Origin of the sequence: Metabacillus malikii, assembly GCF_030813355.1 — a bacterium.
Lineage (GTDB): Bacteria > Bacillota > Bacilli > Bacillales > Bacillaceae > Metabacillus > Metabacillus malikii.
On sequence record NZ_JAUSUD010000005.1, the window covers coordinates 107,039 to 120,296 of the forward strand.

Below are 13,258 nucleotides of genomic sequence, written 5' to 3' on the forward strand. Positions count from 1 at the left end.
CTTTTTATAGTCTAATCCAGGATATTATAAAATTCTTCTACTGTGGATATGCACTTTGACATCGGGTAATTAGAGTGCTGTTATTTTACCGATTTCACGTTTTCTCTACCTCTACGGGCAATTAGAGTGCTGCTAATATACCGTTGTGTTGATTTATCTATTTCTACGGTTAATTAGAATGCTGTTAATTTACCGTTGTGTGGTTTTTCTAGTTCTATGGGTAATTAGAGTGCTGTTATTTTACCGTGTTCACGTTTTCTCTACCTCTACGGGCAATTAGAATGCTGCAATTTTACCGTTGTGTTGATTTATCTAGTTCTACGGTTAATTAGAGCGCTGCTAATTTACCGTTGTGTTGATTTATCTATTACTACGGTTAATTAGAGTGCTGCTAATTTACCGTTGTGTTGATTTATCTATTACTACGGTTAATTAGAATGCTGTTAATTTACCGTTGTGTGGTTTTTCTAGTTCTACGGGTAATTAGAGTGCTGCTAATTTACCGTTGTGTTGATTTATCTATTACTACGGTTAATTAGAATGCTGCTAATTTACCGTTGTGTTGATTTATCTATTACTACGGTTAATTAGAATGCTGCTAATTTACCGTTGTGTTGATTTATCTATTACTACGGTTAATTAGAATGCTGCTAATTTACCGTTGTGTTGATTTATCGAGTTCTACGGTTAATTAGAATGCTGCTAATTTACCGTTGTGTGGTTTTTCTAGTTCTATGGGTAATTAGACTACTGTTAATTTACCGTGTTCACGTTCTCTCTACCTCTACGGGCAATTAGAATGCTGCTAATTTACCGTTGTGTGGTTTTTCTAGTTCTATGGGTAATTAGAGTGCTGTTATTTTACCGTGTTCACGTTTTCTCTATCTCTACGGGTAATTAGAGTGCTGTTAATTTACCGTTGTGTTGATTTATCGAGTTCTACGGTTAATTAGAATGCTGCTAATTTACCGTTGTGTGGTTTTTCTAGTTCTATGGGTAATTAGAGTGCTGTTATTTTACCGTGTTCACGTTTTCTCTACCTCTACGGGCAATTAGAATGCTGCAATTTTACCGTTGTGTTGATTTATCTAGTTCTATGGTTAATTAGAGCGCTGCTATTTTCTTATATAGTCGAAAATGTACATGCTTATCTTTTCATTTATAGACTAAGAACGTCTTTTATCATTAGCGTCTTATTTTCACTAGGCTGAACAGGCGCCCTGAGCTTTTGTTCTTGTTATCAGTAAATTATGAACTACTTATAATGAATAACTTGCTGATGAGTAGATTATACTTTCTTTGAACACTCTTTTAGTCAATATTTGAAACACTATGGTATTGACCTACTAGTAAGGGATGTATGACATTTCATATAATTATCAGCTATTTAAAAATGATACTATAAGAATAAATATGTTATAATATTATAGATATATCTTTTATGGGAACTTAATAGTCAAAATGTTTGATATAAGGTGGAGTCTGTCGCATGGGATACGTGTGCCCATATGTGACAGATTTTTTTATTGAAATGTATACGTTTTCAAACGAGGGTAATTAAATTCTCCGCCTTGAAGTCCATCCAGCTATCGTTTTGTTTAATATTATTAATGATTTATTCATAGATTAAAATGAAAGGACTGGTTATCGTAAACATTGTTGTTTACTACTGCATTAGCATTACACGTTAATTTCCACGCCAACCAATCCTTTATACGTTAGTAAAAAACATAATCTTTTAAATTCGAATTATCTAATAACACTTGCAACTTAAGTAAGGTGGTGTTAAAGACCAATCACATATTCATAAAGTTATAGAAAGGAATGAAGAACATTGCATGTATTAGTTGAGAAATTAAAAGAAGTGTTATTCGCCGTACTCCCTATTACAGGGTTAGTATTTGTATTAAATTTCACATTGGCCCCGCTTGACTCATCATTGTTAATACGGTTCATTATTGGTGCAATTCTCATTATTATAGGGTTAACGATTTTTTTATTTGGGGTGGATATTGGGATTACTCCGATTGGACAAGCGATGGGAGGGATGCTAGCTAAGTCAAATAAGATTTTGCTCGTTATTTTGGTTGGATTAGGTCTTGGTTTTTTTATCTCGATTGCAGAACCAGATTTACATATCCTTGCCGGACAAGTTGAGAATGTTACTTCTGGTTTAATCTCTAAGGGAAGTCTTGTCATAGTTGTATCTACCGGGATTGGTCTGTTAATCGCTGTAGGTCTGGCCCGGATTGTTTATAATATCCCATTGTATAAAATGCTATTTACCCTATACCTGGTCATTTTTGTACTAGCAGTTTTTACTTCTCCAGAATTTTTAGCAATCTCATTTGATGCCTCAGGAGCGACAACCGGAGCTTTAACTGTCCCATTTATATTAGCTTTAGCGCTAGGGGTATCGGCCATAAAAAAGGACAGCAAGGCATCCGAAAAAGATAGTTTCGGTTTAGTTGCCATTGCTTCGACGGGTGCAATCATTACAGTAATGATTATGAACATCATCTCTAAAACCGATGAAATTACAGGGAGCCTTGAAACGATGCATACAGATTCAACAGCTATTATAAGTCCGTTTCTACACCATCTCCCGTTTTTAGCTAAGGAAATAATCATAGCACTTCTTCCAATCGTCATTATCTTTCTTGTCTTTCAAATCATTTCGTTTAAAATGTCAAAAAAAGTTGTAAGAAAAATCTTAATGGGCATTCTCTTTACATTTGTTGGACTTGTATTATTTTTAGTTGGTGTAAATGCTGGGTTTATGGATGTGGGTAGTGCAATTGGACATAGTATTGCCTCATTAGACAATAAAGCATATGTTATTATCATAGCGTTTGTTCTTGGTCTCGTAACAATATTGGCGGAACCGGCTGTACATGTTCTCACACACCAAATCGAAGATGTTACGAGTGGTTATGTTAAAAGGAAAGCAGTTTTAGCTACACTTTGTATTGGAGTCGGCTTGGCAATTGCATTGTCAATCATAAGAATACTTGTACCGGATCTTCAATTATGGCATTATTTACTACCAGGTTATATCATTGCACTAATAATGTCCTTCATTGTCCCAAAATTGTTTGTTGGAATTGGCTTTGATTCTGGTGGTGTTGCATCAGGACCGATGACTGCCACATTTATATTAGCATTTGTGCAAGGTGCTGCAGAAGCGATAGAAGGTGCTGATGTATTAAAAGACGGATTTGGAATGATTGCGATGGTAGCAATGACGCCGATTATATCTTTACAAATTTTAGGGTTGATTTTTAAATTGAAGTCTAAAAAGGGAGGTATTGAAAAAGATGTCCAACCACAATGAAGTGTCCGAATTTGAATTGGTTTGTATCATTGTTAACTTTGGGATCGGGAGCAAAGTTATGCAAACAGCTAAAAAGTTCGGTATTTCAGGAGGCACCGTTCTTTTAGGTAAAGGGACTATAAAAAACAGCCTCCTGGAGTTTTTCTCCTTAACGAATATACGAAAAGAAATTGTTCTAATGGTAGCGAATAAAAAAACAGCATTCGAAGTGCTAGAGCAGTTAGATAAAAAATATAAATTCACCAAGCCAAATCATGGAATAGCATTTACTATATCTGTCGGTCGTGTGTTAGGGGCAAGAAGTTGTAAAGTGGAGAACGAAGAAATAATAGAAGGAAAGGGTGCAGATGAAAGTATGTATCATTCCATTACAGTAATTGTTGAAAAGGGAAATGCAGAAGATGTAATTGATGCTGCTGTTGAAGCAGGGTCTAAGGGTGGAACGATTGTTAATGCAAGAGGTTCAGGTATCCATGAAACAAGTAAGGTATTTAATATGGCTATTGAACCTGAAAAGGAAATTGTGATTATCTTATCTGATAAACAAAAAACAGATGCAATCGTCTCATCAATAAGAACCAAGTTAAAAATAGACGAACCAGGAAACGGAATTATCTATATACAAGATGTCACAAAAACATATGGCTTATATGAGAAATAGGGAAGCAGAGGGACGGTTCTCCTGCTTCCTTTTCTTATGAAAAGGAAGCGAAAGAACCGTCCCCGCGCTTCATCATCGATATTCAAGTAGAGAAAATACTAAGGAGTGCTTCTAGTCAAATGTTACCGATTACAAATATACAAATCCCTACTATTCTAGAAATCAATAACGGCGCGCTTTTTAACCTTGAGAAAATCTTAATTCAACATGGCTTTAATAAAGCACTTTTATTATTTGATGAGTTCACATATGAAAACTTTAGAGTAGGTGTGCTCCGGTCTATACAGTCAGTTACGGTTACTGATGTATTAATGCCAAATAACATAGAGATTCAAGAATTGATAAAAAAAGCATTTGAATTTGAACAGTATGAAGTTGTGATGACAATTGGTGGGGGAATGGTTATTGATTACGGAAAGTACATTGCATTCGTACGCAATATCCCTTTTTTAAGCATCCCTACTTCGGCTTCTAATGATGGATTTGCTAGCAGCAATTGCTCTCTTATCGTCAATCATAAGAAAACAACAGTTCCTGCACGGGTACCGTTTGGTATCGTTGTCGATTTAGACATTGTTCAACAAGCGCCAAACCGGTTTATTCTTGCTGGTATCGGAGATTTAATGTCGAATATTACAGCATTAGTTGATTGGGAATTTGAGGAGGAAAAACAAGGAATTAGCATGAATCATTTTGCTTATATGTTAAGCAAAAAAGCTGTTAATAGTTTTATTCGTACACCAATGACTGATATTAAGGCACCGATTTTTCTCAAAGAATTAGTAAGTTCACTTACACTAGGCGGCATATCAACTGTGATTAGTGGGAATAGCTCACCGATAAGTGGTTCAGAGCATCTAATTTCACATATGCTCGATAAAATATCTCAACAACCGCAGATGCATGGAATACAAGTTGGAGTGGCGACTTATATAATGGCTAATGTGCAAAACCACCGTGCTGAAAGGGTTACAAAGGTCTTTTCGAGAACTGGCTTTTTTGACTATGTAAAACAATTGGATATGAAAAAAACTGAATATCGATATGCGATTGAAAACGCCCATATGATTAAACCGAATCGTTATACTTATCTTCATGATGCTGTTTATCGTCAGAAAGCAATAAGATTTCTAGAGGAAGATGAAATGATGAATGAAATATTTAAGGAATAACATAAGGTATGTTAGGTATAAATATAGTGTAAAAGACCTATATTCTGCAGCTGTAAGCTTTCTACTATCTTATAGTTAATATATATGTTAATGGGGGAGCTAAACCTTTCACTTCTAACAAACCTCAGTAAGATTTCTTAAGATACCCGAAAAAGCAACAATGTTTACGAAAACAGCCAAAAAAAAAGACCTTATTCAGGTCTATATTGATTAAAAAATGCTCTAATGTCATCAGGTGATAATCCTATTTCTAATGCATCGAGTATTAACTCTGCCCATTCTATATCTATGCGCTCGACTAATAAGGATTCCAACATATGTAACCTCCTAAAATATTTAGATATTTTAGGTAGCACAGCCGTCTTAGTAATTACCTTAGACCTGTAACTTTGCGTCCCAATTTTTCAAAAGGTTTGCCTTTTTCTATCGGGTGAAGAACATGTTATCACCTAGTGCTATAGTACTATAAAATGGTGTGCTGGTAAACTAATTTGTTCCATACAATTTCATCCTTAAATCCATAAATTTGGAAACTATTGTGATTACAAGTTCCTAGATATGAATTATTTGAAATACCTCTCTGCAATTAACTTCCAATCATCTATAAAATAATGCCAGAGATTTGGTCGTCTTCGAACTGCGAGCGGATGATATGCTACAGTTGTTTCATAGCCATGAATTGTATGGAATGATCCACGCAAAGATTTTACATCAACTTCTGAGTTTTGGAAGAACGATTGTACAGCAACGTTGCCAAGACAGACGATTAGTTGGGGGGTTTTCTCATTGAGCTGCTCGATAAGATGGTTCCTGCAAATCTCTCTTGTTCGATTTTTATCATATGCTTTTGTCGGTCTTCTCTTTAAAATATATGTTACATAGATATCATTAGCTGTTAAACCAACCTCATTAAGAGCCCGTTGTAGTGTGTGACGAGTACCACAAATATACGGCTTATTTTCTCTATCCTCACGAGCTCCTGGATTATCTAATACGATAAGTATAGGGGCCATTGGGTTTCCTTCACCCCATACCATTCTTGTTCCATGTTGATAAAGTCCACAATCACGACAATGCTTAAGCTGATCTGGAGTTTGCTCTTCTGGCCATATCGTTGGGCAAAATTCTGTCATGTCTTACCTCCTTCATCTTAATACAAATAAGTAAAGTTGATTTGAAAAGGTCGGTTGTCATATGACAACCGTAACTATATGTATTGACAACTCTTCATGTATAATTTTTTTATCTATCAATTGATTATCACGAACGGAGCTGGAGTTTCTATGAAGATAAGAATGAATGTATTTCGAATAGTCTTTGTCTGTTTCACCATTTTTATTATAGGTAGTTTGAAGGTAACTACTGTAGATGCAAGTGAACATGTGGATATTGAAGGATATACGGACATTTCACACTCAGATATCTCGGTTAGTTTTGACAACCTAAATGACCCGAATAAATTAAAGTGGGCACCGTTCGATAAAAGTAATCTGCTAAAAGAGCAAGACGGAACCTTCTGGATACATATACCGATTACTCACTTGGATATACAGCATCAAGACCAATTGCGGCTATTAGTATATCCAAGCCCATCCTACTTTGAAGTTTATCAAAGTAATAAACTTATTCATCATGTAGAAGATGTGAATGAAAAAGACCCGATAACCAAAGTCTCACGTTGGCATATCGTCACATTAACAGACGCTTCAGAAGACGTTTATATACGAATGAAGGGGAGTATCCCAGAGCATTATATAGCAGGTACAGAATCGCAAATAATCGGTTATCTACTAAAAACCGATATGATTGACCTTATTAGCATCATTGGCTTTTTTGTCATTGGGTTGCTGACTTTGCTGCTATATTTATATAATCCGAAGTTTCGGATATTAATTTATTATGCTTTCTTTATTATCATTCATTTTTCAGTTTGGCCTCTTTTTACATATACCCATACTAGTCAACTATTTTTCCAAATCTCTAAAACGACTCAGTTTTATATAACTGTAACAGGACAAGTACTTTCGATAGCACTATTACTATTGCTTTTGCGCGAGATAATTGAAGAGCGTTATCGCACTTTAGTGAAGTCGTTTATTTTTGGATATTTAGCAGTAGGTTTTATAGGAATCATAGTGACATACTTTTATAATCAGTTTGTTAACGTCCTATTTCCAACACTAAGTATTTTTATTTTAATTAATATCATTCTAGCTTTATTCGTTTCTATCTGTTCATTGAAAAGACAGAAGAACATAGAGTTAATCATCTTTCTATCAGGTTTAATAGTGTTTATTCTTTTGGAAATATCCCTTAATTTATCTGTTACTGGTGAATTGACAAAGCTTGTTCATTTTATAAAAATGATAAGGCCCTTTTCGATTGTTTTGCCTGGAGCATTTATTATAATTAATCGATACCGGGAAGCTGATAGACAAGTAAAAGAATATGCTGATAACTTGCAACAGTTGTCTAAAAAGCTAGAAGAGCATAATATCCACTTAGAACAGCGGGTAGCTGAAAGGACAGGAGAGTTAAAAGAAGCAAATCGTCAATTGGAAGAAAGTATACAAGAAAGAATGGCAGCAGCTGTTGAGATATCAGCTCTAGAGGAGAGAAACCGAATTGCCCAAGAAATTCATGATATTGTCGGACACACGTTAACGACAACAATCGTCCAAATTGAAGCAGGGAAACGCCTGATTATTAAGAAACCAGAACAAGCGATTGAACGAATGGAGACCTCACAAAAGTTAATTCGAAAAGGACTAGATGAAATTCGTATCTCTGTCCGACTTTTAAAGGAATCTGAGTGGAATTATGATTTGCAGCAAGCATTACAACATACGATAGAGGAATCAAAAAATTACGCAGGCGTTCAGATTAATAGTTCAATTAAAAGATTGCCATCTCTTTCGATGATTCAAAAAAATGTCATTTATATGGCTTTGAAAGAAGGAATTACGAATGGTATTAAGCATGGTGGGGCACGAAGGTTTTACTTTAGTTTGGAGCGAGAGAACGGTATGATGACGTTTCAATTAAAAAATAATGGAACGTCTTATGAGCAGCAAGATTTTGGCTTTGGCCTAGCGACGATGCAAAAGAGAGTAGAAAGTTTGCAAGGAAAGGTGCAAATCCTTCACGATAACGAGTGGAATTTCATATTAGATATTCGTTTCCCAATTGTTGAAGGATAACGATAAAATGAATAAGAGAGTGAATTCACAATTATATAATCGTGGTTCACTCTCATAGGGTAGAAATTACTTAGCAGGAACACTAATACGGATAAGTTGATTCGTCCATAAAGGTGTTTCACTCCTTTTAAACAGGAATCTAGACCCATTCCCCCTGCCTACTGGAGCTACAACCATACTCTTCACCTCCCTTTTTCAGTTATCTCAACATACTTTTTACTTCCACTTATTTTGCTTCTCCACTTAAACGAATGATTTGTTGTGTCCATATAGGAGTTATTTTTTTAGAGAGAAAAAAGATTGAATTACCTCCACTAGGTGCTGCCATAGTATCACCTCCTTAAATAGCGTATTTAGCTTGTAGTTGCTTGAACTGATTCTTATCAAGTGTGTAAAGATTTCTTTTCACACCAAATACATCAATGGTAGGTCCTTTTTTTGCGAATTTTGAGTACATGCGATTGATGTAGGGATTATTAACTTCTGCATGAAAGGTAATGGTTTGAATAGTTGGCATTGATTTAATTGCTTTATCAATAATTTCCCTCATACATCTGATAAAAGTCATTGTCCCGCGATAGTCCGGGTGTAGTAAGGCTTGCTCAATAATCATTTCATTTTGGTCATGTTCAAAAGAGTATGTGACAGACCCGACAGTATTCATCTGCTTATCAAACAAAAGGAAGATGTGTGAACGTAAATAGATATCGCACATGAGGGTCACGATAGTTTGAACATCTTCTAATGGATATATATCCTTTCTGTATTTCAAAAAGAAAGTGGCGTACTTTTCATAATTTGCATCACTTTTACATTCAATAATTTTTAAAGTCATACGGTTACACCTGCAATGTTTTCAAGATATGTTTTTACTTCAGTTAATGAAGTTGAATACAACAGTTCTTCACCAAAGTTAGATAAAGTTGTACTCTCCACAATCGCAAATTTTGATGACAGCTTACAGAGGTAGTCGTTTTCTTTGTTCACATAAAATTGAATTTTAATTGTATCTAAATTAGCCTCTTCAATATGGGTAAGTAACTTACGAAAACAAGCTATGAAATGGCGTGTGCAACGGTAATTATTCTTTAAATAAACCATTTCAATCCGTACCGTTTCCGGGTCTTGAAACTGATTTTCAGGAGTCCCAAATAAATAGCCAACAAAGCCAATGAGTTCATTCTCGTTGTTAAGCACAAGCAATGTATCACCATATAGAAGTTGTGTGCCGAGTGAGAAAAAAACAGTACGCACATCATATGCTGGGTTAATCTCCTTGCGATGTGCTAGTATGAAATCAATCATTCTTTCCTTTTCTTCGTCATGGTCACAACGTATTACTTGCATCACGATACCCCTCTTCCTGTTCTGTTACAACAATCATAGCTTTTTCAATGTCATTTATGTTAGTTACAGTTGTCATATATATTGTCATAAGAATAGACTGTCCGTTAAGGAAATGTGTGATTGGATGGGGGAGTACTCGGGGCTGTGTGTGGCATGACTAGTTACGGCTGGACGAGAACTTATATATGGATTTCTTTTAAGGAATAAACTCTTGAAAAATAACAAATCAAAAGACGTTAACTATTTACCTGACAAGATAAGATGTTAACGCCTCTATTCACTATAAATCTATTATATTTTGTAATAGTAAAATTGCTTTGCTACGTTCATTCGTACCAAGCTTAGAATAGATGACACTTACATAATTCCGAACTGTGCCCTCACTCATAAATAAACGAGCTGATATTTCTTTATTGGTAAATCCTCTAACCATTAATCGGGCCAAATCCAATTCACGCTCTGTTAATGGATCAGGAAAGCTGTTTTTCACTTTAGATTGGTGTTGTATAGGATAAGTAGCTACATCGGATGTTTGGTAGAGTCGTTTAGCTAAAACCTCTGCAATAGGTGCTGGTAACATGAATTGTCCTGAGGCGGCATCCCGAATACTACTAATCAATGTATCTGCATGAAGGTCCTTTAGCAAATATCCGCATGCACCATGTGCTAAACCTTCGATAATATATGTATCTTCTGCAAACGTTGACAAAATTAAGATTTTCAATTCGGGATATTGCTTTTTCAAGATTTTCGTACTTTCAATACCGTTCAAAACAGGCATTTCAACATCCATTAATACAACATGTGGCTGAAGCTTATGAACGAGTTCCAGCACATCTTGCCCATTATTGGCAACGCCTACAACTTCTAGATCATCTTCTAAACTTAATATTGTTTGTAGGCCTTCGCGAAATAATGTTTGATCGTCTGCAATGACAATTCTTAGCCTTTTCAAAATACTCACATCCTCTGCGACTATGAACATATTAATAAGCAAATTGTACCATATAGATGACATAGGTTATATGGGATTTTGACTGTTTGCCATGTATTACTTAATGAATATTAGTAAATGGATGCAGGTGCAGATCCTTAATAATGAATAAAAGTAATTTAAATATAACCGGTGTATAATGGTAAAAAAACTAAAGGTGTATTAAAAGGGATGAATCAAGGAGAGATAGTCTCTAAGAAACTTGTTGTCAACATCGAAGTAGTCCTAATTAGTGAGAAGACGAAATAAGTATATTACTTTGATGATAAAGTCTGGCAGGGTTCATCTCCACCGATGAAGGTGTGACTGCGTGATATGCTAGCTTAGATGAGTTGATAAAATAATTCTACAGATAGGAAGGTAGATTAGTGGAAAATATGATAAAAAAGAGGAAGATATTACTGATTGATGATGAAGAAGAAATAAGAGAATTATTGAATATCTATTTATCAAATTACGGATATGAAACATTCGAAGCAAGGAATGGTTTAGAAGCGTTATCGATTTTGGATAGTCATGCTATTGATTTACTATTAGTAGATATTATGATGCCTAAGATGGATGGAATGGAGCTTGTTAAACAAGTAAGGAAGCAATCGGGGATCCTCATTATTTTCATGTCTGCAAAATCATCAGATATGGATAAAATATCGGGGCTGCAAATGGGAGCTGATGATTACATTGCGAAGCCGTTTAATCCTTTAGAAGTTGTAAGTCGCGTTCAAGCATTATTTCGGAGAGTGGAGAAATATTCACATGTATTAGAAAAACACACACCACCTGAAGATATTAAGATTGGAGAGTTAACATTAAGTTCAGTTAGTTGTTCTCTATATAAATCTGGTAAACCGTTAGACTGTACATCTCTCGAATACAAAATCTTGTATATGCTAATGAGTAATCCTGGAAGGGTTTTTTCAAAGGCGCAAATATATGAAGAGGTTTGGGGTGAAGACTATTTAGGTGATGAAAATATAATCATGGTGTATATAAGTCGAATAAGAGAAAAGATTGAAAATAATCCTAAAAAACCAATGTATTTAAAAACAATAAGAGGGCTGGGATATCGTTTTGAAAAACAGAAGTAGAGTGAAAGAAAAGCGACCCCTAAATACATTTCTTTTTAAAAATTACTTAGTAATATCCGGTTTGTTAGCAGGTGTATTACTGTTAGCATTACTAATCACAGATTTTATCTTAGATGCAGTTGTGTTTAACGGATTAAAACTGGAAGAAATCAATATTGAGGATATTTATGCCTACCCAATTGAGACAATAGATACTGACGTTTTAGATACATATGGTGGATGGTTTGAAGTTCTTGATGAAAATTTACAAGTTATCTTCGTAAAAGGAGATAAACAAGATGGTATATATCAATATACAAACCAAATGCTATTTCAAAAGATGAATTTGTTAGAAAACAATGAAAATATCATTTACCATGCGTATGAAGTAAGCGGTCCGAATCAATCACATTACATATTTCTCTGGAAACAACCTCTAAATCTAACAAACTACTCAGTAAAGCTTTTAGTTACTTTCATCATTGTTTTTACGATCCTTTTATTTACTGCCTTATACTTTTATAGCTTATTTTCTGTAAGACAAATTAAGCGGCCTCTGAGCAACATTATAAGAGGTATTAAGGAAATGGAAAAAGACAACTATAAAGTCAGGCTAAATTTCAATGCCGAAAAGGAAATAGCTGAAATTAGAGATGCATTTAATAAAATGGCGGCAAAAATTGAAGATAGTGATACTGAGAAGCAACGAATCGAAGAGGCAAAGAAGCGAATGCTGCTCCATTTATCCCATGATTTGAAAACGCCAATAACGTCGATATATGGCTTCTCTAAGCTTTTATACGAAGAAAATATAAAGGTAGATAATCAAAGAAAATATTTAAAATATATACACGATAAATCGGTTTACCTTAATGAGTTAATTCATGATTTATTCGAACTTGCCCATCTCGACGAAAAAGCTGTTGTTTTAAGAAAACAAGCAATAAATGTCACAGATTGGTTAAGACAAATTATGATTGAAATGTATACAGATATTGAAGATAAAGGTATGAATCTGGAGATTAACATTCCTGAGGAAATTATAGATTTACATGTCGATGCGATGAAGATGAAAAGAGTAATGACAAACATACTAAACAATTCAATTAAGCACAATGACAGTGGGATTACGATTCGTGTTGAATGTAAAAAGGACCATGATAAGGTAATAATCAAGATAAGCGACAATGGAGCCGGAATTGATGAAGCAATTAAGGATAATCTTTTTGATGATTTTATTATGGGGCATGAAAACACAAAGGATAGCTCTGGACTAGGTTTAGCAATTAGCAAAAAGATTGTGAATCTTCATAACGGAAGTATCATTCTGGAAGAGGATGAAGAGAAACATACCACATTCAAAATAACATTACCACTTTATGAGGAAAACTTAAAAATGTAACAATATGAAACTTCATATTTATTTAAGGTTACATTAAGGTTTCATTGAATCTCCATTAATAATGAGTTGATATGCTATTCT

General features: G+C 34.7%; 11 protein-coding genes and 1 riboswitch. Of the genes, 6 read left to right on the top strand and 5 right to left on the bottom strand.

Annotated features, from left to right (window positions below; all coding sequences use genetic code 11):
- Nucleotides 1–1,834 precede the first annotated feature (1,834 nt).
- The 3 genes from J2S19_RS07320 to J2S19_RS07330 all read left to right on the top strand — a co-directional run bounded on the left by J2S19_RS07320 (nucleotide 1,835) and on the right by J2S19_RS07330 (nucleotide 5,167).
- The gene (locus J2S19_RS07320) at nucleotides 1,835–3,334 is read left to right on the top strand and encodes a DUF1538 domain-containing protein (protein WP_307339410.1); all 1,500 of its coding nucleotides are present in this window, start codon (nucleotides 1,835–1,837) and stop codon (nucleotides 3,332–3,334) included.
- Between the two features lie 58 nt (nucleotides 3,335–3,392).
- On the top strand, nucleotides 3,393–3,995 hold the full coding sequence (locus tag J2S19_RS07325) for a P-II family nitrogen regulator (RefSeq protein WP_307339413.1): 603 nt from the start codon (nucleotides 3,393–3,395) through the stop codon (nucleotides 3,993–3,995).
- A 119-nt stretch (nucleotides 3,996–4,114) separates the two neighbouring features.
- A complete protein-coding gene (locus J2S19_RS07330; RefSeq protein ID WP_307339416.1) occupies nucleotides 4,115–5,167 on the top strand; it encodes an iron-containing alcohol dehydrogenase family protein in 1,053 nt (350 codons plus the stop codon).
- Nucleotides 5,168–5,358: 191 nt separating this feature from the next.
- Here the strand turns inward: J2S19_RS07330 and J2S19_RS07335 are convergent, their stop codons facing one another.
- Both J2S19_RS07335 and J2S19_RS07340 read right to left on the bottom strand, forming a co-directional pair.
- Nucleotides 5,359–5,484 (bottom strand): anti-repressor SinI family protein, encoded by a 126-nt coding sequence (locus J2S19_RS07335; protein ID WP_307339419.1) that lies wholly within the window; start codon nucleotides 5,482–5,484, stop codon nucleotides 5,359–5,361.
- A 28-nt stretch (nucleotides 5,485–5,512) separates the two neighbouring features.
- Nucleotides 5,513–5,595, bottom strand: a riboswitch (cyclic di-GMP riboswitch).
- 135 nt (nucleotides 5,596–5,730) lie between these two features.
- The gene (locus J2S19_RS07340; protein WP_307339422.1) at nucleotides 5,731–6,300 is read right to left on the bottom strand and encodes a uracil-DNA glycosylase; all 570 of its coding nucleotides are present in this window, start codon (nucleotides 6,298–6,300) and stop codon (nucleotides 5,731–5,733) included.
- Between the two features lie 150 nt (nucleotides 6,301–6,450).
- Here J2S19_RS07340 and J2S19_RS07345 point away from each other — a divergent pair, with 150 nt between their 5' ends.
- A complete protein-coding gene (locus tag J2S19_RS07345) occupies nucleotides 6,451–8,367 on the top strand; it encodes a sensor histidine kinase (protein WP_307339427.1) in 1,917 nt (638 codons plus the stop codon).
- Between the two features lie 340 nt (nucleotides 8,368–8,707).
- On the opposite strand, the gene J2S19_RS07350 is transcribed toward J2S19_RS07345, so the two are convergent.
- The 3 genes from J2S19_RS07350 to J2S19_RS07360 all read right to left on the bottom strand — a co-directional run bounded on the left by J2S19_RS07350 (nucleotide 8,708) and on the right by J2S19_RS07360 (nucleotide 10,678).
- Entirely contained in the window at nucleotides 8,708–9,202 is a 495-nt protein-coding gene (locus tag J2S19_RS07350) for a hypothetical protein (RefSeq protein ID WP_307339430.1), read from the bottom strand.
- Nucleotides 9,199–9,717, bottom strand: a complete 519-nt coding sequence (locus J2S19_RS07355) for a hypothetical protein (RefSeq protein WP_307339433.1) — start codon at nucleotides 9,715–9,717, stop codon at nucleotides 9,199–9,201. The genes J2S19_RS07350 and J2S19_RS07355 overlap by 4 nt, the downstream gene beginning before the upstream one ends.
- A gap of 277 nt (nucleotides 9,718–9,994) precedes the next feature.
- Nucleotides 9,995–10,678 (bottom strand): response regulator, encoded by a 684-nt coding sequence (locus J2S19_RS07360; protein ID WP_370875092.1) that lies wholly within the window; start codon nucleotides 10,676–10,678, stop codon nucleotides 9,995–9,997.
- Nucleotides 10,679–11,085: 407 nt separating this feature from the next.
- On the opposite strand from J2S19_RS07360, the gene J2S19_RS07365 reads away from it, so the two are divergent.
- Nucleotides 11,086–11,796, top strand: coding sequence for a response regulator transcription factor (locus J2S19_RS07365; RefSeq protein ID WP_307339625.1), 711 nt, complete (start codon nucleotides 11,086–11,088; stop codon nucleotides 11,794–11,796).
- Complete coding sequence (locus J2S19_RS07370) at nucleotides 11,780–13,177, top strand: HAMP domain-containing sensor histidine kinase (protein ID WP_307339439.1); 1,398 nt, start codon at nucleotides 11,780–11,782, stop codon at nucleotides 13,175–13,177. Before J2S19_RS07365 ends, J2S19_RS07370 begins: the two co-directional genes overlap by 17 nt.
- Nucleotides 13,178–13,258: the final 81 nt, after the last annotated feature.